This window comes from Pseudomonas sp. Pseusp15, assembly GCF_059492165.1.
This window is the reverse complement of record NZ_CP168523.1, coordinates 6,060,413-6,080,868: the sequence shown is the minus strand read 5'-3', so window position 1 is coordinate 6,080,868 and position 20,456 is coordinate 6,060,413. Positions and strand designations below refer to the sequence as shown.

The window sequence follows — 20,456 nt, the reverse complement described above, 5'->3', positions numbered from 1 at the left end:
CAGCGCCCGCAGGCGATGTCCTCAATAATTGCCGGAATCGTTGCATTTTGCGGGTTTAGTGCGCAACCGTCACCCGTAAAGTGTAGTTCCCGGGGATTTGTGGTGCAGCTACTGGCCTCAGGATCAACACAGAGCCTGAGCGGTACTTGCAACTTCCCGCCCCCACCCGCATAAATTGGCTCATGAACCTGCCCATCCCCGCAGACAGCGCGCTGAACGGTTTCCACCCCGCCGTCAGCGCCTGGTTCAGCAACACCTTCGCGACGGCTACCGCCGCCCAGGCCCGGGCGTGGCCGTTGATCCGCCAGCGCCGTTCAACGCTGATTGCCGCGCCCACCGGCTCCGGCAAAACCCTCACCGCGTTTCTGGCCGTGCTCGACGATCTGGTCCATCGTGGCCTGGAAAACCCGGATGGCCTGCCAGACGAAACCCTGGTGGTCTACGTTTCGCCGCTCAAGGCCCTGTCCAACGACATCCGGATCAACCTGCAAAACCCGCTGGCCGGCATCACCGAGCAGTTACGCCTGATGGGCCTGCCCGACGTGCCGATCAGCACCGCCGTGCGCACCGGCGATACACCACAAAAAGATCGCTCGGCCATGCGCAAAACCGCGCCGCACATTCTGGTGACCACTCCGGAATCCCTTTACGTACTGCTCGGCTCCGACTCCGGCCGGAAAATGCTCGGCACCACGCAAACGGTGATCGTCGACGAAATCCACGCCATCGCCGCCAGCAAACGCGGCAGTCACCTGGCCCTGAGCCTGGAGCGCCTGCAAGCACTTTGCCCGCAACCGCTGGTGCGGATCGGCCTGTCTGCCACGCAAAAACCCATCGAAGCGGTGTCGCGTTTTTTGGTTGGTCGTGATCGCGACTGCGAAATCATCGACATCGGCCATGCCCGCCCACGGGATCTCGATATCGAAGTGCCGCCCGTGCCGCTGTCGGCGGTGATGGCCAACGACGTGTGGGAGCTGGTCTATGACCGCCTCGCCGCCCTCGCCCGCGAACACCGGACCACGCTGATTTTCGTCAACACCCGGCGCCTGGCCGAACGCCTGAGCCGGCACTTGAGCGAACGCCTCGGCAAAGACGCGGTAGCCGCCCACCATGGCAGCCTGGCCAAGGAGTTTCGCCTGGACGCCGAGCAACGGCTCAAGCGCGGCGAGCTGCAAGTGCTGATCGCCACCGCCTCGCTGGAACTGGGGATTGATATCGGCGACGTCGACCTGGTGTGCCAGATCGCTTCGCCACGCTCGATTGCCGGTTTTCTGCAACGGGTCGGCCGCTCCGGGCACCAGGTCGGCGGCACGCCCAAGGGCCGATTGTTCGCCACCACCCGCGACGACCTGATCGAATGCGCCGCTTTGCTCGATTGCGTGCGCCGTGGCGAACTCGACACCTTGTTGATCCCCGAAGTGCCGCTGGATGTGCTGGCCCAGCAGATCATCGCCGAGGTCAGTTGCCAGGAATGGCACGAGCAGGCGTTGCTGGAGATGCTGCGTAAAGCCTCGCCTTACGCCAAGCTCGACGAAAAACATTATCAGGCGTTGCTGCACATGCTCGCCGAGGGCTACAACGGTCGCCAGGGCATACGTAGCGCGTACCTGCACCGGGACGCCGTAAGCCGCACCTTGCGCGGTCGTCGGGGCGCCAAGCTGACCGCCGTGACCAGCGGCGGGACGATTCCCGACAACGCCGACTACAGCGTGTTGCTGGAGCCTCAGGGGCTGAACATCGGCAGCGTCAACGAAGACTTCGCGGTGGAAAGCATCGCCGGGGATATCTTTCAGCTGGGCAATACGTCGTATCGAATCCTGCGGGTCGAAACCGGCAAGGTCCGGGTCGAAGATGCTCAGGGCCAGCCGCCGACCATTCCGTTCTGGCTCGGTGAAGCACCCGGTCGCAGCAATGAACTGTCGTTCGCCGTGGCCCGCCTGCAAGCGCAACTCGATGAACTGCTCGCCGCCACACCCGGCGATCTGCAACCGGCCCTCGACTGGCTGACCGACACCCTCGGCCTGAACCTCGCCAGCGCCGAGCAACTGGTCGACTACCTGGCCCGGGCCCGCCTGACCCTCGGCGCCTTGCCGTCCCAGGACACACTGGTGATGGAGCGTTTTTTCGACGAGTCAGGCGGTACGCAACTGATCATCCACTCACCGTTCGGCAGCCGCATCAACCGCGCCTGGGGCCTGGCCCTGCGCAAGCGTTTCTGCCGCACCTTCAACTTCGAATTGCAGGCCGCCGCCAGCGAGGACGCCATCGTGTTGTCGCTGTCCACCAGCCACAGCTTCGAGCTGGACGACGTCTGGCGCTACCTGCACAGCAACAGCGCCGAACATATCCTGACTCAAGCGGTGCTCGAAGCCCCGCTGTTCGGCGTACGCTGGCGCTGGAATGCCGGGGTCGCCCTCGCGCTGCCACGCTACAGCGGCGGCCGCAAAGTGCCGCCGCAGATCCAGCGGATGAAAAGCGAAGACCTGATCGCCAGCGTGTTTCCCGATCAGATCGCCTGCGTGGAAAACCTCGCCGGCGAGCGCGAGATTCCCGACCATCCGCTGGTGGAACAAACCCTCGACGATTGCCTGCACGAGGCCATGGACAGCGAAGGCTGGCTGGCGTTGTTGCGGCGCATGGAACAGGGCGATATACGCCTGATCAGCCGCGACCTGCCGGCGCCTTCGCCAATGGCGGCGGAAATCCTCAGTGCCCGCCCCTACACCTTCCTCGACGACGCGCCGCTGGAAGAACGCCGTACTCAGGCGGTACTCAACCGTCGCTGGAGCGATCCGCAGTCCACCGACGACCTCAGTACGCTGGACGCCGACGCGATTGCCGCGGTGCGCGACGAAGCCTGGCCAACGCCAACCGGCCTCGATGAAATGCATGAGGCCTTGATGAGCCTGGCGTGCATCACCGACGCCGAGGCCCGGGCCAACCCCAATTGGCTCGAATGGCTGAACACCCTGGCCAACAGTGGCCGCGCCAGCCGTTTGCAGATCAACGCCAAGCAATCGCTGTGGCTGCCACTGGAGCGACTGACCTGCCTGCGGGCGATTTATCCACAGGCCACGTTGTTTCCGTCGTTGGAGGCGTTGCCCGGTTTCAATGAAACCTGGGAGCCGGACGAAGCGGTGCTGGAAGTGGTCCGTGCGCGACTCAGTGCGTTTGGTCCTTTGCCGCTGAAAGCGATTGCCGAACCGCTGGGATTACCGGCGCTTCAAGTCACTCAGGCCCTGGCCCAACTGGAACGTGAAGGTTACGTGCTGCGAGGGCAATTCAGCCCGGGCGCCCGCGAAGAGGAATGGTGCGAACGGCATCTGCTGGCGCGGATTCATCGCTACACGGTCAAACGGCTGCGACGGGAAATCGAGCCAGTGGCGTTGCAGGATTTCATGCGCTTCCTGTTCGACTGGCAGCATCTTTCCAGCATGAGCCGAGGCCAGGGCAGCGCAGTGTTGCCGGCGATCATCAGCCAGTTCGAAGGCTACCCCGCCGCCGCTTCGGCATGGGACAGCGACATTCTGCCGGCGCGGCTCAAAGACTATTCGGCGAGCTGGCTGGATGAGTTATGCCGCAGCGGCAAACTGGTCTGGACCCGCCTGACCGCGCGCAACAAGAGCACCGGCACGGCATTGCGCAGCACGCCGATTCTGCTGCTGCCGCGTAATCAGGTCGGGTTGTGGAGCAGCTTGACCGAGCAGACGCCGGTCAACGAGTTGTCGCCCAAAACACAAAAGGTCCATGCAGCACTCAGCCAGCACGGCGCGCTGTTTTTTGATGAGCTGATGCACGAGGCCCATCTGCTGCGCTCGGAACTGGAAATCGCCTTGCAGGAACTGGTCGGTGCCGGACTGGTCAACGCCGACAGTTTCGCCGGGTTGCGGGCGCTGATCACCCCGGCCAGCAAACGCCAGAATCGCAGCAGCCGACGCGGGCGTGGAGCGTTTGTCGGCGGGATGGACGACGCCGGGCGTTGGGCGTTGCTGCGCCGCAGTGCGGTCGCGCCGGTTGTGGATAAGCCGGTTGTGGATAAACAACGCCCGACGTCCACACCCACAGAAACCCTGGAACACATCGCCATGACCTTGCTGCGCCGGTACGGCGTGGTGTTCTGGCGCTTGCTGGAGCGCGAGGCGGACTGGTTGCCGAGTTGGCGGGAATTGCTGCGCACGTTCCATCGGCTGGAGGCCCGGGGCGAGATTCGTGGCGGGCGGTTTGTCAGTGGTTTGGCCGGCGAACAGTTTGCCCTGCCCGAGGCGATCCCGTTGCTGCGCGAAGTCAGGCGGCGCCCCCATGACGGTAGTTTGATCGCGGTGTGCGGGGTGGATCCGCTGAACCTCGCCGGCACCCTGCTGCCGGGCGCAAAAGTGCCGGCGCTGGCGAGCAATCGGCTGGTGTATCGCGATGGCTTGCCGGCTGCCGCCGAGATCGCCGGCAAGCAGCAGTTCTGGCTGGAGCTGGATCAGCAATCGACTACAGAAGTACACAACACACTGATCCGCCACTCCCCCCTGTAGGATTCAACCTCCTGTGGCGAGGGAGCTTGCTCCCGCTGGGGTGCGAAGCGCCCCCAAAACCTGTAAACCAATTTCTCCCGGATGCACCGCGCTGTATGGCTTTGCGACTGCTCCGCAGCCGAACGGGAGCAAGCTCCCTCGCCACAAGGTTTAATACCAGCCGTGAGATATTTGACCTGCACGCAAATATCAAATGCCCATCCCTGTATTTTTCCGCACGTCCCAAACCCCGACACTGCGCTCCATCAATCAATCCATCGGAGTTGCAGCCATGCCCATTGCCTTGCTGGCGCTGACCCTTAGCGCTTTCGCCATCGGGACGACGGAGTTCGTCATCGTTGGCCTGTTACCCACCATCGGCGCCGACCTCGGCGTCAGCCTGCCGTCTGCCGGTTTGCTGGTCAGTTTGTATGCACTCGGGGTGGCCGTCGGCGCGCCGGTACTGACCGCCCTCACCGGCAAAGTCCCGCGTAAATTGCTGCTGTTGTCGTTGATGGTGCTGTTCACCCTCGGCAACTTGTTGGCCTGGAAAGCGCCAAGCTACGAGTCGCTGATCATTGCGCGGATCGTCACCGGCCTGGCCCACGGGGTGTTTTTCTCAATTGGCTCGATCATCGCCACCAGCCTGGTGCCTAAGGAAAAAGCCGCCAGCGCGATTGCCATCATGTTCACCGGCCTGACTGTGGCGCTGGTCACTGGCGTGCCGCTGGGGACGTTTATCGGTCAGCATTTCGGCTGGCGTGAAACCTTCCTCGCGGTGTCTGCACTGGGTGTGATCGCCTTCATCGGCAGCCTGCTCTACGTACCGAAGAACGTCGCCCACAGCAAACCGGCTTCGCTGTTGCAGCAGTTGCAAGTGCTCAAGCAACCGCGCCTGTTGTTGGTGTATGCCATGACGGCGGTCGGCTACGGCGGCTCGTTCATCGCGTTCACCTTTCTGGCACCGATTCTTCAGGACATTGCGGGCTTCAGCGCCAGCACCGTCGGCCTGGTGCTGCTGGTGTACGGCATCTCGGTGGCCGTCGGCAACATCTGGGGCGGCAAGCTGGCGGACAAGCGCGGCCCGATCGGCGCCCTGAAAATCATCTTCGCCCTGCTCGCCGCCGTACTGTTCGCACTGACCTTCACCGCCGCCAATCCATGGCTGGCCCTGGCCACTGTGCTGGTCTGGGGTGCGGTGGCGTTCGGCAACGTGCCGGGGCTGCAGGTATATGTGGTGCGTCAGGCCGAACATCACACCCCGCATGCGGTGGACGTGGCGTCGGGCCTGAACATCGCGGCGTTCAACCTCGGCATTGCCGGTGGTGCGTGGGGTGGTGGTTTGATCGTGGCGCATATGGGCCTGATCCATACCGCGTGGATCGGTGGCCTGGTGGTGTTGGTGGCATTGGCACTGACCGCCTGGAGTGGTCGTCTCGATCGATTGGGTCCGGTGTATGCCGAGCCGGCTGAAGGTTCGGCCCGGATCGTTGTCGGGCACTGATGGATCAAAAGATCGTAGCCTTCGGCAACTCCTGCACGCCTGTGGGAAGCTGCCGAAGGCTGCGATCTTTTGCTTTTACCGTCCGTAGCCCCGTCGAAACTTTCTCGCACGCCTGGCAGTCATCAAAAGACAGGGCTGTCCGAGGATGGGAGGCGACATGGCGGCGATTCATATCGGCATTTCAGGCTGGCGCTACACGCCCTGGCGGGGAGCCTTCTACCCGAAGGGGCTGACCCACAAACGCGAATTGCAATTCGCGTCACGGGCGGTCAACAGCATCGAAATCAATGGATCATTCTACGCCCTGCAACGGCCCGAACGTTACGCCCAGTGGTACGCCGAAACCCCGGCGGGCTTCGTGTTCAGCGTCAAGGCGCCGCGTTTCATCACCCACATCAAGCGCTTGCGGGAGATCCATAAACCCCTGGCGAATTTCTTCGCCTCCGGGGTGCTGGAACTCAAGGAAAAACTCGGCCCGATCCTTTGGCAGTTCCCGCCCAGCTTCAAATTCGACCCGGAGCTGTTCGAACACTTTCTTGAACAACTGCCCCACGACACCGAACAGGCCGCCGCCCTTGCCCGCCAGCACGAACCACGTCTGAACGGTCACGCCAGCATGAAGGCCTACGGCAAAAAACCGGTGCGCCATGCCGTGGAAATTCGCCACGAAAGCTTTGTCGATCCGGCCTTCGTCCGGCTGCTCAAACGCTACAACACCGCGTTGGTGATTGCCGACACCGCCGGCAAATGGCCGTACCGCGAAGACCTCACCAGTGATTTCGTCTACCTGCGCCTGCACGGCGCCGAAGAACTCTACGCCAGCGGTTACACCCCTCAAGCGCTGCAACGCTGGAGCGAGCGGATCGAGGCCTGGCATCACGGCCAGCAACCGGCAGATCCGCAATTGATCGCGCCCCGGCAAAAACCCAAGACTCGCAGATCCCGGGAAGTGTTCTGCTATTTCGATAACGACATCAAAGTCCGCGCGCCCTTCGATGCCCGCCACCTGCTTGAGCGTTTGCATCTCGACAAAGACCTGGTCACGGCCCCCGGCGAGCCGGTTGCCGAAGGAGCGCTGCCATGAGCATTCCCGAACCGGTCGGCGGAACGGATGAACAGCAACCCATCATCAATGCCGTGAGCCGCTTCACCGTGCTGACGGTCAACACCCACAAGGGGTTCACCGCACTCAATCGGCGCTTCATCCTGCCCGAGTTGCGCGAAGCGGTGCGCAGTGTGTCCGCCGATGTGGTGTTTTTGCAGGAGGTCCACGGCACCCACGAACAGCATCCCCAGCGCTACAACAATTGGCCGGCGATGCCCCAGTACGAATTCCTTGCCGATAGCCTGTGGCCGCAATTCGCCTACGGGCGCAACGCGGTCTACCCGGCGGGCGATCACGGCAATGCACTGTTGTCGAAATTCCAGATCATTCGCCACGACAACCTCGACGTGTCCATCAGCGGCCATGAAAACCGTGGAGTCCTGCATTGCGTGTTGCGGATGCCCGGCGATGGCCGGGAAGTGCATGCCATTTGCGTCCATCTGGGTCTGCGCGAAAGCCACCGGACGGCACAGCTCAAGCTGCTGATCCGACGCCTGGAAGAGTTACCGCAAGATGCCCCGGTGGTGGTCGCCGGCGACTTCAACGACTGGCGCCAACGCGCCGATGCGTTGCTCAAGCCTTGCGGTTTGCGTGAGGTCTTTGCCGAGCAGCATGGCAAACCGGCGCGCAGTTTCCCCGCGCGTTTGCCGGCGTTACGCCTGGACCGCATCTACGTGCGCCATCTCAAGGCCAGCCATCCGCAAGTGCTGGCGGCACGCCCCTGGTCACACCTTTCCGACCATGCGCCCCTGTCGGTGGAGATCGAGTTATGAGCAGCCCATCGATGGAAAAAACCACGGTCGAACACGTCTCCCCTCCTCCCCCCGTGCGCGAGCCTGCGGTGACTGAAGTTGAATACGGCTGGCACGGTAACAACCGGGTCGAGTTGCTGGAAAACGGTGAGGCGTACTTTCCACGGGTGTTTGAAGTGCTGCGCCAGGCCCAGAGGGAAATCCTCCTGGAAACCTTCATTCTGTTCGAAGACAAGGTCGGCAATGAGCTTCAACAGATCCTGATTGAAGCGGCGCAACGCGGTGTGCGTATCACGGTCAGTCTCGACGGCTTTGGTTGTGGCGAACTGAGTACGGCGTTCCTCGCCGCCCTGAGCAACGCAGGCGTGCACCTGCAAATATTCGACCCTGCCCCGCGTCACCTGGGCATCCGCACCAACTGGTTCCGCCGTCTGCACCGCAAGATTGTGGTGGTCGACGGCACGATTGCGTTCCTCGGTGGGATCAATTTTTCCGCCGACCATCTGGCCGACTTCGGCCCCGAGGCCAAGCAGGATTATTCGGTTGAAGTGCAAGGCCCGGCAGTGGCCGATATTCATCATTTCGCCCTGCTAAAAAGCGGTCGACCGGCTCGGGCCAAATACTGGTGGCAGCGCCGCCGGCAGCGGCACGCTGAACTGGCGGTCAGCGATCATGACGGTCAGGTGCGGCTGGTGTATCGCGACAACGCAGAACACCCAAACGATATCGAAGAGGTGTATTTGCAGGTGCTGCGCAGTGCCCGGCGTCGCGTGGTGATCGCCAATGCCTACTTCTTTCCAGGCTATCGGCTGCTGCGCGAGATTCGCAATGCGGCACGCCGGGGGGTCGAGGTGCGCCTGATTCTTCAGGGACAACCGGACCTGCGGGTGGCCAGGCTCGCCGCGCGCATGACCTACGATTACCTGCTGCGGGCCGGGGTGGTGATCTACGAATATTGCGACCGCCCACTGCACGGCAAAGTCGCCCTGGTCGACGAGGACTGGAGCACTGTCGGCTCAAGCAACCTCGATCCGCTGAGCCTGTCCCTGAACCTGGAAGCCAACGTGCTGATCCGCGACCGTATCTTCAACCGCGATCTGTACGAGCGTCTCGACGAGTTGAGCAGCAACCATTGCAAGGTCATGTCGGTGGACACAGCCCCTCGCGGGCGGATCTGGGACATGACCATCGGCTTTCTGGTGTTTCACTTCCTGCGGCATTTCCCCGCATGGGCCGGTTGGTTGCCGGCGCATAAACCGCGCCTGAAGCCCTTCATCCACCCACCCGGGAGCGCCAAGGCATGAGCCATTCCGAAGCGCAGCCTGCGTCGCACTCCGACACGCCGGGCAAACACCACTGGCACCGCTGGAAAAGGCCGCTGACGATGCTGTTTTTCCTGGCGCTGATCGTGTTGTTCACGATGCTCGCCCAGCGCATCGAATGGAACGAAGTGTTCGATACCCTGGCTGATTTCAAAGTACGCACGTTGATCATTGCGTCAGGTGTGACCCTGGCAAGCTTTCTGGTCTATGCCTGTTTCGACCTGATCGGGCGCACCTACATCCGGCAGAACCTGACCTGGCGGCAGATCCTCCCGGTGGGGATCATCAGCTATGCCTTCAACCTCAACCTGAGCGCCTGGGTCGGCGGTGTCGCCATGCGTTATCGGCTGTATTCGCGGCTCGGCGTGAGCAAAGGCAACATCGCAAAAATCCTCGGGCTGAGCCTGGCGACCAACTGGTTCGGCTACATGGTGATTGCCGGCGCGGTGTTCAGCAGCGGCCTGATGCGAATGCCGCCGGGCTGGAAAGTGAGCAGCAATGCACTGCAGGACGTGGGGATTTTGTTGCTGTTGTTGAGCATGGGATATCTGGCGGCCTGCCGGTATTCCAGGCGCCGGAAATGGTCGGTTCGCGGCGTGGATATCATTCTGCCGTCGCTACGCATGGCAATCCTGCAACTGGCCCTCGGCGCACTGAACTGGGCGCTGATGGCGGCGGTGATCTTCACGTTGCTGCCGAGCAAACTGGATTATCCGCTGGTGCTTGGTGTGTTGCTGATCAGCGCCATTGCCGGGGTCATCACCCATATCCCGGCCGGGCTCGGTGTGTTGGAGGCGGTGTTCGTGGCGCTGCTGCAGCACGAAGTATCGCGGGGCAGCCTGGTGGCGGGGTTGATCGCTTATCGGGCGATCTATTTCATTCTGCCGCTGTTGATAACGGTGTTGATGTATCTGGTGGTGGAAGCCAAGGCCAAGTCGTTGCGGATCTCGAAGAAACCTCGGTGAGATGTGGTTTGCCCGCGAACGGCCGCAAGACCACCGCCTCTCTCAACTCGATTGAATGATGCTCAACCGCTCACCCACCACCATCTCGGTGATCCAATCCACCAGAATCGAGGTGTACGCCTGTTGCGAAACCGGGTCGCTCAAGGCGTGATCCGCACCATCGATGATCCGGTGAGTCAGCGAGTGAGTCTGCTGACACGCGGCGCGGTAACTCATGATCGTCGCGTGGGGTACATAGGCATCGGTCTCGGACTCCACCAGCAACACATCCCCGGTGAATTGCGAGCAGGCGTGCAACGCGCGATTGCTGTCGGCGCGCACCAGCGTGCCGCGATAGTCGCGCAAGTCGGCTTTGTCCAACTCACGCTTGGGCGTGTGCCACAAGTCGTCGCGATACAATGCCGGCACCCGCAGCGCCAACCAGCGCACCGGACGCAACGTCGTCAGGATCGCCGCCAGATAACCGCCATAACTGGTGCCGACCACCGCGATCGCAGAGGTGTCGAGCGCCGGGTGGGCGAGCAAACGGTCGTAGGCTGCCAGCAGGTCGCGCAGGTTGTCTTCGCGGGTGACCCTGGACAACGGAATGCCGGTCCCGCCGGTATGGCCACGCAAGTCGAACGTCAGGCACACACAACCCAATCCGGCAATGCCTTTGGCGCGCTCCAGGTCGCGCTCCTGGCTACCGCCCCAGCCGTGGACGAAAAGCACCCCCGGGACTTTCGATTTGGGGCTGAGGAAGGTCCCGCTCATCTGTTCATCGTCGATGTCGATCTGAATGGTTTCGCTTCTAGCCGTCATAGGATTTGACCGTCACGTACTTGAGAAGAAAATCACTGCGCTCCGCCGGCCCGCGGTAAATCTCGATGGCGTTCTCCGGCAGCGATTGATCGCTATAGGTTTCGACCGACGACACGCGAATCGCACGCAGGCCGGGGTCGTGGACGAAGCTTTGCAGCGCCGCGACTTCAGCACTACTGGCACCGCCCAAACGCCAGGATTGTTCGAGCACGCCGCTGCGTTGTCGGCCGTTGCAGTCCAGCCCTTGGGCAATATCGTAATTGCGCCGCGAGGCATAGAAACCGGGGTAGGCTTCATCCGCCGCACTGTCGAATACCTGTGCCTGCTGGATCGCCAGCCTCACGTCATCCGGCAGTTCCAGCGCCAGCAGGTCCTCATAATAACCCTGCACCACCAACAGGTTGGACCCTCCATAAACCTGCTCGCCCTGAGCGTCTTCGGTCAAGTATTGATCACCGCAATAACTCAGCACTTTGTCGCCGATGAAGCTTTGGCCGACGCTGTGGGTGATCACCTCGGTCAAGTCCTGCTCCAGCACCACGCCTTCGGTGAACAGTGTCTTGGCCTCGGGGCGAGCGAGGATGGCGTCGAACTGGTCAAGGCTCTTGATCACTTCCTGACCGCGTCCGGCGCAGGCGTGAATAGGCTTGATGCGGATCGGGCCGCTGTAGAGCAGGTGCTCCGCCGCCGGGCGCGCATCGTCCAGGGAGAACACGCTGAGGCCATCGAGCACGACGCTGCGCACCCGTTCGCAAAACAACGTTGCCCAGCCTTCGGGCGCGAACGCATAGCGGTTCAACAGCCCATGACTGATGGCTTTGGTGCAGATGAAATCGTGGTCGACGTAACCGCCCCACAAATCCTCCGGCCCTTTGACGCCCAGCTTCCGGGCGATAGCGGCGCCCACCAGCGTCTGGGTCGGCAACAGATAGCGGTCACGACCGCTGTGCAGTTGCGGGTCGTAACTGCCGCCGTATTCGAGCCCGACGATCTGCGCCAGCCAACGAGCCAGCGCCCGATTGGTTTCAACTTCGTGCAGCGGGGCATCGGGCCGTACCGAATGGGCGAGTACCAGTTTCTTGCGATTTGTTGGGGTCATGCGTCCCCCTTCAATCTGCGTTGGATAAATGTAGCTGGAGGGGTGCAGGGATCAGGCCAATGGCGGCTGATGAAGAACGACTGTTAAATCAGCCGGTTGCCCAGACAGTAATGGCATTACGCCTGTTTGATTATGCACGACGCCCTTCAGGACTCCGGCATTTTGCACGACTCAAACCTCCCACATTTTCTTGATCTGGCGTGCTCTGGCTACCGGGCCACAACAGCTGGCGGCGTCACGCCAAACCGCGTCCGGTAATCACTCGGCGCCAGCCCGGTAATCTTTTTGAACGTCGCACGAAACGCACTCGGGTCCTGATAACCCACGGTCCAGGCAATGTGATCAATGGTGCCGTTGGTGAATTCGAGCATCTCGCGCGCCTTGCCGACGCGCAGGTGCTGGCAGTACTCGGTGGGTTTCAACCCGGTCGCCGCGCGGAATCGCCGCAGGAAGGTGCGCTCTTCCAGCCCCGCCCGATCGGCCATTGCCGCCAGCGAGACATCGACCGCCCCGGTGCTTTGCAGCCAATGCTGGACCTTGAGAATCGAGGCATCGCCATGGCTGAGAATCGGTGAAAAATTACTGCCGCATTCGCTCGCGCTGTCGCTGTGCTCCACCACCAGAAAGCGTGCCGTGCTAGTGGCAATGCTCGGCCCCAGCAAGCGGTTCACCAGCCGTAACCCCAGCTCTGACCAGGCCATCAGCCCGGCGGTGGTAATCAGATCGCCGTCATCGACGATGGGCGTGTCAGCCTTGAGCTTGATCGCCGGGTAACGCTCGGCGAAGGCTTTGGCCGAGGTCCAATGAGTGGTGGCGCTACGGCCGTCGAGCAGGCCGCTTTCAGCCAACAGGATCGACCCCACGCAAACCCCGCCCAACGTCGCACCACTGGCGTGTTGCTGACGAATCCAGCGGATCAGCCCTTGCGATGCCTGGCCCGCGGAAAAGCCGCCAATCGACGGCGGGATCAACACCGCGACCAACGCTTCGGCCGGGCCGGGTTGACTGTCATAGACCCGCTCTGGCACCTGATCGCCCTCGACCCGCCAATGACTGACCCGCAACAACGGCAACTGCGCTGTCTGATGCTCTGCGGCAATCCGGTTGGCCACCCCGAACAGATCCGTCAGCCCATGCACCGCCGCCATCTGCGCGCCGGGATAGATCAGCACGCCCAATTCGACGACTGCCCTTTCTACGCCCATTGTCAGTTTTCCCCCTTCTATTGTCGGTGCGGCCAATCCTCGGACGGCCTGCAGAACCTGATACTTGAATCACACCCAACAAGCACTTCGAGGAAACACTCATGGCCAAGCAAGCACTCATCGTAGTCGATATCCAGAACGACTACTTCCCCCAGGGCAAGTGGCCTTTGGCGGGCGCCGATGCCGCCGCAGACAACGCTGCACGGCTGATCCAGGCCTTTCGCGAGGCCGGTGACGCGGTGGTGCACATCCGCCACGAATTCACCTCCGACGCCGCGCCGTTCTTCACCCCGGGCTCCGACGGCGCGAAGCTGCACCCCAAAGTCCTGAACCGCGCCGATGAACCGGTGGTGCTCAAGCACTTCGTCAACGCGTTCCGCGAAACCGAACTCAAGGCCATCCTCGACCAGCAAGGTATCGAACACCTGGTGGTCGTCGGCAGCATGAGCCACATGTGCATCGACGGCGTCACCCGTGCCGCAGCGGACTTCGGCTATACGGTCACGGTGATCCACGACGCCTGTGCCACCCTTGATCTGGAGTTCAACGGCGTCACCGTCCCGGCCGCCCATGTGCATGCCGCGTTCATGTCGGCTTTGGGTTTTGCCTATGCCAGCGTGGTGTCCACCGATGACTTTCTGGCTGGTTAGATGAGAAGCTCGTTCCACAGGATTGCGCTTAACTGATCGGAATCATGTTGCTTCCCTTCTTTTTCATACACCTGCGCAACCGTCGAAAAAATCTCACGCGTGAGCTATTGAGGGCTGCAAAAATAGCCTGTAGTGTTATCACGCGTGAGTTTTTTCACAACGGGATCAGCACCATGAAAAGCAGCTCTCCATCAGATCCGCCTACCGGGTCTGTTACCGATTCAGCGAGCCGCAAAGGAGAGCGCTCGAAACCCTCCGCGAAAAAACCATCGAGCTTTTACATGAAGCAGATGCGCGCGGGCCTGGGTGCCGCCGGCTATGTGAAACACGAGACTTGGGTGCTTCCCGAAAATCGAAGCCTGCTCAAGCAGATGGAGAAACAGCTACGCCAACCGATTCTGGCTGGCTCATTCATGTCGGAGAATTACATGAGCGCAGGTAATAACTGGAACATCGATCGCCTCTACAGCGCCCTCCAGGCCCTCGACGAAGTGGTTGCGAACGAAATCACCCTCTCCCTCGTTCAAGGCTCCGAATCCAGCATCAAGCTGGAAATGAACGATTTCGGTGGCTTGCCGATTTACATCGCAGTGGTTGGCGATCAGATCATCGTCGATACGGTCCTGGTCGATGTCGAGTCGATCAACGACGTCCCGGCATTCAATGATGCCGTTCTGCGCAGCCGGGAAATGTTCCCGCTGTCCTCGATCGGTATCGAGTCCATGCCCAACGGGCAGGTCGTTTACAACATGTTCGGCGCGCTGAGCTCCGACTCCAGCCTGACCAACGTCGTGACTGAGATCAAAACCCTCGTCGACAACGTCCAGCGCGCCAGCGAAGCCTTTGAACGCTTCTTCAATTAATTATTCGGGAACAGGATATATCCAATGACTCAGTCCATCTGGAGCAAATTGTTCACCGCGCTGCGTGGCGGTGCCAACGAAGTCGGCGAATCGATCGTCGACCAACAGGCCCTGCGCATTCTCGACCAGGAAATTCGCGATGCTGACAGCGCGCTGGCCAACGCCAAGCGTGAGCTGGTCACCATCATGGCCAAGCACAAACTGTCGGCTGACCGCGTCAGCGAGTACAACGCCAAGATCAAGGACCTGGAATCCAAAGCCCTGGCCGCGATCCAGGCCAACCGCGAAGACTTGGCACTGGAAGTGGCCGAAGCCATTTCGACCCTGACCAATGAACTGGATGTCGAGCAAAAGCAGGCCACCGAATTCGGCGGTTACGCCGACAACATGCGTAAAGACATCACCAAGGCTGAAAACCGCATCAAAAGCCTGCGCCAGCAAGTGGACATGGCCAAGGCTCGTGAAAGTGTACAGAAAGCCCAGGTCAGCGCCTCGATCGCCAGTGGCGGCGCCAACGGCAAGCTGGAAACCGCCGTCGGTACACTGAACCGCCTGCAGGCCAAGCAGCAGCAACGCGCCGCTGAACTGCAAGCCCAGGACGAACTGGCCGATGCGTCGACCGGCACCGACCTGGAGCGCAAACTGCGCGAAGCCGGCATCACGCCGGACGAAGGCAGCGCCAATGCGATCCTGGAACGCCTGAAGAAAAAATCGGCCGAGTAAGCAATACCCCAGCAGAAAGGGCATTCATTGCCCTGATGCCAGTCAGTCAAGTGCACTGACCCTGTGGCGAGGGAGCTTGCTCCCGCTGGACTGCGCAGCAGTCCCTTCTTTTTGGGGATAAGAGGGGCCGCTGCGCGGCCCAGCGGGAGCAAGCTCCCTCGCCACAACTTTACTCAGTGCTTGTTCTATCTCTTAACTGACAGGCATTAATTGATCGCCCTTCTTTACTGTCGAGTCGAGGTCAAGGATGGATGCCCTGAAGGGTTTCAAGACAATCGCTGGCCTGGCCATCTTCATGGTTGCGCTGCAACTGCTCAATGTGGCGACCGGCTACAGCCTTAACGCCTTCGGCCTGGTTCCGAGAACCCTGCACGGACTGGTCGGCATCATCACCTCGCCTTTCTTGCACACATCCTTTGCGCACCTGAGTGCCAACCTGATTGCCTTTTTGATCCTCGGTACCCTGGTCATCGTCGAAGGGCTCAACCGGTTCATGGCCGTCAGCGCTATCATCATTTTGCTGGGCGGTTCGCTGATCTGGCTGTTCGGTTTTGCCGGCGTGCATATCGGTGCCAGCGGCTGGGTGTTCGGGCTGTGGGCGTATCTCCTGTCGCGCGCCTGGTTCCAGAGGAGCTGGAGCAACCTGATAACCGCCAGTGTCGTGGCCCTGCTCTATGGCGGGCTGGTTGTTGGCTTCCTTCCTCGCCGGGGCATTTCCTTCGAAGGGCATATTTTTGCTGCAATCGCCGGGTATATTGCAGCCAAGGTACTGTTATCTACGCCGCGCAGCAGGTTTAATGCCGCCCGGTAACCACACTCGAGCACTTAGATGCCCGAGCGATTACGTCGCCAGGAATAAGCCCCCACGGAGTCAGGGACGAAATGTCGATTTTCCTTTTATTGCGCGCGTACGCGGCGTCCTTCTTCCATCGCTTCGGCTGGGCCGGCCTGGCCATTGCACTGGGCGTACACCTGACCACGGCCTGGCTCGGCCTGGTGCTTCTGGGCGAACAACACCTCATCGCTCCCGCCACGTTCACCTACTTCTATCTCACCACCACGCTCACCGTCGGCTACGGCGATCTTGCGCCACAGACAGCTGCGGGACGGATTTTCGTGGCCACCTGGGTCATGCTCGGGGGCATTGCGCTGCTGACGGCAGCCATCGGCAAAACCACCAGCAGTGTCATCGATGTATGGAGAAAAGGCATGAAGGGCAAAGGCGATTTCACCGGTAAGGTCGGCCATACCGTTCTCATCGGCTGGGAAGGCGCGTCCAGCGAGCGGGTTATTGAGTTGCTGCTGCAGGACGAAACGTCCAATGACAACCTGATCGTCATTTGCGATTGCGACCTCGAAGAAAACCCCATGCCGGGCAAGGCCGCCTTTATCAAAGGTGAAAGCCTGTCATCCGCCGCGCTTTTGCTGCGTGCCGGCGTGCCTGGCGCCGAACGCGTACTGGTGCGTACCCATTCAGATGATCTGACCCTGGCCACCGTGCTGGCGGTCAATCAACTGAGCCCGGTCGGGCATGTGGTCGCCCACTTCAATGAAAGTGAAATCGCCGCGCTCGCCAGTGCCTACGCGCCCAGCCTGGAATGCACCTCAAGCATGGCCATCGAGATGTTGGTGCGCGCCTCTCAGGATCCGGGCTCGTCAGTGGTCATCAATGAATTGCTGTGCGTGGGCCAAGGTGCCACCCAATACCTGATGAGACTGCCCGACTCCTTCGAAGCAACGTTTGGCGATCTGTACGCACAGATGAAAGAACACCACAACGCGACCCTTATCGGCTACCGCGCCAAAGGCGCCCGACAGCCTTCGATCAACCCGCCCGGCGCCACTCGCGTCGAGGGCGGCGAACTCTTCTACATCGCCTCCACTCGCCTCAAGGAAATCACCAATGGGATGGTTTAAACAGTTGATGGGGCTTGAGGCCCCGAAAGCGAATACGGAATCGAAATGGACAGCCAACGACAACCTGCCAGTCAGCGGCCCGCTCGGCCTGGCATTGGGTAAAGAGGTTATGTTCGACACCTCCCTGAAGCTGCTGCTCGACGGCAACACCACCGTGACCATCCCTGGCTCCCAACAGATCTGGAGCGCCGGCACCGTCGATCTCGGGCAGTCGAACTGGCTGTCGCGCTATTACATGAACGACGAGGATTACTGGCTGCAAGTGCACACCACCGGCGACATTGCCGGACAGGTCGAGTCGGTGATCCTGTTCAACTACCTCAGTTACGTCACCATCAACAGTGAAGCGGAGCTGCGGCGGCTGGCCGGTCCTCAAAGCCTGATCGGCCTGCCGACCTACACCCTAAACGGGGTCGAATACACCCGCGAATGGGGCACCGAGAACGGCCAGACCGAACTGGTGCCGTTGAGCGAACACCTGAAGAATCCGGATGAGACCTACAGCATCGGGCACCGTTCGATGTTGTACGCCCGCGAAACCGGCCTGACCGATCGCCGAGAATTCCTGCTGTTTTCCGTCGAAGAAGACGCCGAGGGCACCATCAGCTTGAGCACTTCGCTGGGTATTTCGCTGTACACCACCGACCTGAACACTTTTTAAAAAGGAAGAAGTCCATGCTTGAAGCGCTCTCTATCTCCCTGAACAAAGCCGCCGTACTCGGGTTTGTTTTGTACATCCTCGGCGCCGCCGTGCTGTTCGCGCTGTTCCAGTTCATCTACACCCGAATCACACCGCACCGGGAATTCGAATTGATCCGTGCGGGCAACGTTGCGGCCGCCATCGCCCTGGGCGGTGCCATCATCGGATTCGCCATTCCGGCCAGCAATGTGATCGCCTACTCGATCAGCATTCTGGACTTCGTCGTCTGGGCGGTGATCGCCGCTTTCGTCCAACTGCTGGCGTTCCTGGTGACCAGCCTGGTGCTCAAAGGCGCCTCTGAACGCATCAAGAACGGCGAAATCGCAGCGGGTATCTATGTCGCGGCAGTGGCCATCAGCGTCGGCATGTTGAACGCCGCGTGCATGACCCCTTCCCAGAACTGATTGCGCCACGGAGATTGCGATGAAACGAAGCAAGTACGTTCAGCTCTCGCTGGCGGCATCGGTCGCCATGGCCATATCAGGCTGCGGGCCGACGGAAAAAACCTACGAGATACACAAAAAGTACAATTTCCAGTCCGTTCAGCAGTGCGCCGATGAAAAGCTCCCGGTCGACATCTGTTCTGACGCCTATATGAAGGCCATGGCCCAGCATCGAAGCATTGCGCCGGTGTACGACAACCAGGCTGATTGCGACGCCGACTTTGTCGCCGACTGGTGCCAGCAGGATTCCGCCGGCAAATTCATCCCCAAGCTCGGCGGCTTCGAACTGAGTGCCGATGGCGAGGTGACGCAGTCCGAAGTGGACGCGGCCAAGGCTAAATTGCCCGCATCGGAAGCGAATGCCGCAGGGTCGGGTTTCTCCGGCAGTAGCCTGCTGACCGGGCTGCTGATCGGCAACATGCTCAGCAGCAACCGCAACAGCTACTACTCCGAACCGGTCTACCGCTATCGCGATGATCGCGGTGACTACTCGTCCTCGACACTCAGTCAGCGGGTATCGTCAGGTTCAACCTTCAACAGGTCCAATCAGGCGCGCTACGGCAGCAGTGGCAGTTACACCGACACCATCACCCGCAGCAAGCCGGTGTCCGTTGCATCGTCCACCTCCCGCGGCGGGTTCGGCAGCCAGGCCAGCGCACGCAGTGGCTGGGGTGGATCAGGCAAGAGCTTTGGCGGTTCGAGTAGCTAAGGGAACAAGGCCATGAAGAAAATCCTCTGCGCAGAGCGTCATGACTGGAAACAGACCGCCGAAAGCCTCGGCTTCCTGTTCCATACCATCGACGACGAACCCTATTGGGACGAGAGCGCGTACTACCAGTTCACGCTCAAGCAGATCGAGAACGACCTCGAAGACCCGACCACCGAAGTTCATGAGATGTGCATGGACCTGGTGGCGCGAGTGGTGCAAAGCGAAGAGTTGTTGGAGCGCCTGAGCATCCCCGCGCCGTTCTTCGACATGGTTCGCACTTCATGGCTCGAAGGCCACCCGCACCTGTATGGGCGCATGGACTTCTCCTACAACGGCAGCGGGCCAGCCAAGCTGCTGGAACTCAACTACGACACGCCGACCAGCCTGTATGAGGCCGCGGCGTTTCAGTGGGGCTGGCTGGAACAATGCATCGAGCGTGGCTTGCTGCCCAGGCACGCCGACCAGTTCAACAGCATCGACACCAAGCTGCATCAGGCTTTTGCCCAACTGCAGCTCAAACAGCCCTTCTATTTCGCCTCGATGAAAGACTCGGTCGAAGACAAGGGCACCACCGATTACCTGCGCCTGGTCGCGGAAAAGGTCGGCATCGAATCGCGGCACATCGACATCGAAGACATTGGCCTCACCAGTGACGGACGTTTCGTTGACCTCGAAGATCGCTGGATCCCTCACCTGTTCAAACTGCATGCCTGGGAGTTCATCTTCCACGAACCCTTCGGCACAGCGATTGCGCAGAGCGATACGCAGTTTTTCGAACCACCCTGGAAATCCATCATCTCCAACAAGGGCATCCTGCCGCTGCTGTGGGAGTTCAACCAAGGTCACCCAAACCTGCTCGCGGCGCACCTGGACTCCGACCCGAGTAAAGCGGTGCCCAAAGGTTGGGTGCGCAAGCCATTCTTCTCACGGGAAGGCGCGAACATTGAGCTGCAAACTGCCGATGGCCTGATCGTAAAAGAGGACGGCCCCTACACTGATGCGCCGTTTATCCTTCAGGAGTTTGCCCCGCTGCCGAAATTTGGCGACAGCTACACACTGATCGGTTCCTGGGTGATCGGGGATCAGGCAGCCGGCATCGGCGTGCGTGAGGACAACAGTCTGATTACCAAGGATTCGAGCCGGTTCTTGCCGCATCTGATACTCGACTGAGCCCTCCATCGCCCACTAAAAAGGAC

At 60.9% G+C, this 20,456-nt stretch carries 18 protein-coding genes; 15 read left to right on the top strand and 3 right to left on the bottom strand.

Annotated elements, in window-relative coordinates; genetic code table 11:
* The first annotated feature begins 182 nt into the window (after positions 1–182).
* The 6 genes from ACEN8R_RS27505 to ACEN8R_RS27480 all read left to right on the top strand — a co-directional run bounded on the left by ACEN8R_RS27505 (position 183) and on the right by ACEN8R_RS27480 (position 10,150).
* Complete coding sequence (locus tag ACEN8R_RS27505) at positions 183–4,523, top strand: DEAD/DEAH box helicase (RefSeq protein ID WP_495624488.1); 4,341 nt, start codon at positions 183–185, stop codon at positions 4,521–4,523.
* 271 nt (positions 4,524–4,794) lie between these two features.
* Positions 4,795–6,006, top strand: coding sequence for an MFS transporter (locus tag ACEN8R_RS27500; RefSeq protein ID WP_495624487.1), 1,212 nt, complete (start codon positions 4,795–4,797; stop codon positions 6,004–6,006).
* A 157-nt stretch (positions 6,007–6,163) separates the two neighbouring features.
* Positions 6,164–7,090, top strand: coding sequence for a DUF72 domain-containing protein (locus tag ACEN8R_RS27495; RefSeq protein ID WP_018925675.1), 927 nt, complete (start codon positions 6,164–6,166; stop codon positions 7,088–7,090).
* Positions 7,087–7,884 (top strand): endonuclease/exonuclease/phosphatase family protein, encoded by a 798-nt coding sequence (locus ACEN8R_RS27490; protein ID WP_018925674.1) that lies wholly within the window; start codon positions 7,087–7,089, stop codon positions 7,882–7,884. Before ACEN8R_RS27495 ends, ACEN8R_RS27490 begins: the two co-directional genes overlap by 4 nt.
* Positions 7,881–9,167, top strand: coding sequence for a cardiolipin synthase ClsB (gene clsB / locus ACEN8R_RS27485; RefSeq protein ID WP_064620680.1), 1,287 nt, complete (start codon positions 7,881–7,883; stop codon positions 9,165–9,167). The genes ACEN8R_RS27490 and clsB overlap by 4 nt, the downstream gene beginning before the upstream one ends.
* On the top strand, positions 9,164–10,150 hold the full coding sequence (locus ACEN8R_RS27480; RefSeq protein WP_495624486.1) for a lysylphosphatidylglycerol synthase domain-containing protein: 987 nt from the start codon (positions 9,164–9,166) through the stop codon (positions 10,148–10,150). The genes clsB and ACEN8R_RS27480 overlap by 4 nt, the downstream gene beginning before the upstream one ends.
* 42 nt (positions 10,151–10,192) lie before the next feature.
* Here the strand turns inward: ACEN8R_RS27480 and ACEN8R_RS27475 are convergent, their stop codons facing one another.
* The 3 genes from ACEN8R_RS27475 to ACEN8R_RS27465 form a co-directional block, all read right to left on the bottom strand.
* Positions 10,193–10,951, bottom strand: a complete 759-nt coding sequence (locus ACEN8R_RS27475) for an alpha/beta hydrolase family protein (protein WP_018925671.1) — start codon at positions 10,949–10,951, stop codon at positions 10,193–10,195.
* Positions 10,941–12,050, bottom strand: a complete 1,110-nt coding sequence (locus ACEN8R_RS27470; protein ID WP_495624485.1) for a DUF3182 family protein — start codon at positions 12,048–12,050, stop codon at positions 10,941–10,943. Before ACEN8R_RS27470 ends, ACEN8R_RS27475 begins: the two co-directional genes overlap by 11 nt.
* A gap of 209 nt (positions 12,051–12,259) precedes the next feature.
* Complete coding sequence (locus tag ACEN8R_RS27465) at positions 12,260–13,255, bottom strand: GlxA family transcriptional regulator (RefSeq protein WP_495624484.1); 996 nt, start codon at positions 13,253–13,255, stop codon at positions 12,260–12,262.
* A 101-nt stretch (positions 13,256–13,356) separates the two neighbouring features.
* Between ACEN8R_RS27465 and ACEN8R_RS27460 the strand changes: the two genes are divergently transcribed.
* The 9 genes from ACEN8R_RS27460 to ACEN8R_RS27420 all read left to right on the top strand — a co-directional run bounded on the left by ACEN8R_RS27460 (position 13,357) and on the right by ACEN8R_RS27420 (position 20,430).
* Positions 13,357–13,905, top strand: a complete 549-nt coding sequence (locus ACEN8R_RS27460) for a cysteine hydrolase family protein (protein ID WP_018925668.1) — start codon at positions 13,357–13,359, stop codon at positions 13,903–13,905.
* 281 nt (positions 13,906–14,186) lie between these two features.
* Positions 14,187–14,768 carry a YjfI family protein gene (locus tag ACEN8R_RS27455; RefSeq protein WP_018925667.1) on the top strand — a complete coding sequence of 194 codons (582 nt, stop codon included), beginning with the start codon at positions 14,187–14,189 and terminating at the stop codon, positions 14,766–14,768.
* 24 nt (positions 14,769–14,792) lie between these two features.
* Positions 14,793–15,491 (top strand): PspA/IM30 family protein, encoded by a 699-nt coding sequence (locus ACEN8R_RS27450; protein WP_007933675.1) that lies wholly within the window; start codon positions 14,793–14,795, stop codon positions 15,489–15,491.
* A 247-nt stretch (positions 15,492–15,738) separates the two neighbouring features.
* A complete protein-coding gene (locus tag ACEN8R_RS27445) occupies positions 15,739–16,302 on the top strand; it encodes a rhomboid family intramembrane serine protease (RefSeq protein ID WP_018925666.1) in 564 nt (187 codons plus the stop codon).
* Positions 16,303–16,373: 71 nt separating this feature from the next.
* Complete coding sequence (locus tag ACEN8R_RS27440) at positions 16,374–17,408, top strand: ion channel (protein WP_018925665.1); 1,035 nt, start codon at positions 16,374–16,376, stop codon at positions 17,406–17,408.
* On the top strand, positions 17,395–18,069 hold the full coding sequence (locus ACEN8R_RS27435) for a DUF2491 family protein (protein ID WP_018925664.1): 675 nt from the start codon (positions 17,395–17,397) through the stop codon (positions 18,067–18,069). The genes ACEN8R_RS27440 and ACEN8R_RS27435 overlap by 14 nt, the downstream gene beginning before the upstream one ends.
* Before the next feature lie 14 nt (positions 18,070–18,083).
* A complete protein-coding gene (locus ACEN8R_RS27430) occupies positions 18,084–18,512 on the top strand; it encodes a DUF350 domain-containing protein (RefSeq protein WP_018925663.1) in 429 nt (142 codons plus the stop codon).
* A gap of 19 nt (positions 18,513–18,531) precedes the next feature.
* Positions 18,532–19,260: a DUF1190 domain-containing protein gene (locus tag ACEN8R_RS27425; RefSeq protein WP_018925662.1), complete on the top strand. Its 729-nt coding sequence runs from the start codon at positions 18,532–18,534 to the stop codon at positions 19,258–19,260.
* Positions 19,261–19,272: 12 nt separating this feature from the next.
* Entirely contained in the window at positions 19,273–20,430 is a 1,158-nt protein-coding gene (locus ACEN8R_RS27420) for a glutathionylspermidine synthase family protein (RefSeq protein WP_018925661.1), read from the top strand.
* Positions 20,431–20,456 lie beyond the last annotated feature (26 nt).

Coding starts and splice junctions, on each gene's coding strand:
- ACEN8R_RS27505 (WP_495624488.1), top strand. CDS start 183: ATGAACCTGCCCATCCCCGCAGACAGCGCGCTGAACGGTTTCCACCCC.
- ACEN8R_RS27500 (WP_495624487.1), top strand. CDS start 4,795: ATGCCCATTGCCTTGCTGGCGCTGACCCTTAGCGCTTTCGCCATCGGG.
- ACEN8R_RS27495 (WP_018925675.1), top strand. CDS start 6,164: ATGGCGGCGATTCATATCGGCATTTCAGGCTGGCGCTACACGCCCTGG.
- ACEN8R_RS27490 (WP_018925674.1), top strand. CDS start 7,087: ATGAGCATTCCCGAACCGGTCGGCGGAACGGATGAACAGCAACCCATC.
- clsB (WP_064620680.1), top strand. CDS start 7,881: ATGAGCAGCCCATCGATGGAAAAAACCACGGTCGAACACGTCTCCCCT.
- ACEN8R_RS27480 (WP_495624486.1), top strand. CDS start 9,164: ATGAGCCATTCCGAAGCGCAGCCTGCGTCGCACTCCGACACGCCGGGC.
- ACEN8R_RS27475 (WP_018925671.1), bottom strand. CDS start 10,951: ATGACGGCTAGAAGCGAAACCATTCAGATCGACATCGACGATGAACAG.
- ACEN8R_RS27470 (WP_495624485.1), bottom strand. CDS start 12,050: ATGACCCCAACAAATCGCAAGAAACTGGTACTCGCCCATTCGGTACGG.
- ACEN8R_RS27465 (WP_495624484.1), bottom strand. CDS start 13,255: ATGGGCGTAGAAAGGGCAGTCGTCGAATTGGGCGTGCTGATCTATCCC.
- ACEN8R_RS27460 (WP_018925668.1), top strand. CDS start 13,357: ATGGCCAAGCAAGCACTCATCGTAGTCGATATCCAGAACGACTACTTC.
- ACEN8R_RS27455 (WP_018925667.1), top strand. CDS start 14,187: ATGAAGCAGATGCGCGCGGGCCTGGGTGCCGCCGGCTATGTGAAACAC.
- ACEN8R_RS27450 (WP_007933675.1), top strand. CDS start 14,793: ATGACTCAGTCCATCTGGAGCAAATTGTTCACCGCGCTGCGTGGCGGT.
- ACEN8R_RS27445 (WP_018925666.1), top strand. CDS start 15,739: ATGGATGCCCTGAAGGGTTTCAAGACAATCGCTGGCCTGGCCATCTTC.
- ACEN8R_RS27440 (WP_018925665.1), top strand. CDS start 16,374: ATGTCGATTTTCCTTTTATTGCGCGCGTACGCGGCGTCCTTCTTCCAT.
- ACEN8R_RS27435 (WP_018925664.1), top strand. CDS start 17,395: ATGGGATGGTTTAAACAGTTGATGGGGCTTGAGGCCCCGAAAGCGAAT.
- ACEN8R_RS27430 (WP_018925663.1), top strand. CDS start 18,084: ATGCTTGAAGCGCTCTCTATCTCCCTGAACAAAGCCGCCGTACTCGGG.
- ACEN8R_RS27425 (WP_018925662.1), top strand. CDS start 18,532: ATGAAACGAAGCAAGTACGTTCAGCTCTCGCTGGCGGCATCGGTCGCC.
- ACEN8R_RS27420 (WP_018925661.1), top strand. CDS start 19,273: ATGAAGAAAATCCTCTGCGCAGAGCGTCATGACTGGAAACAGACCGCC.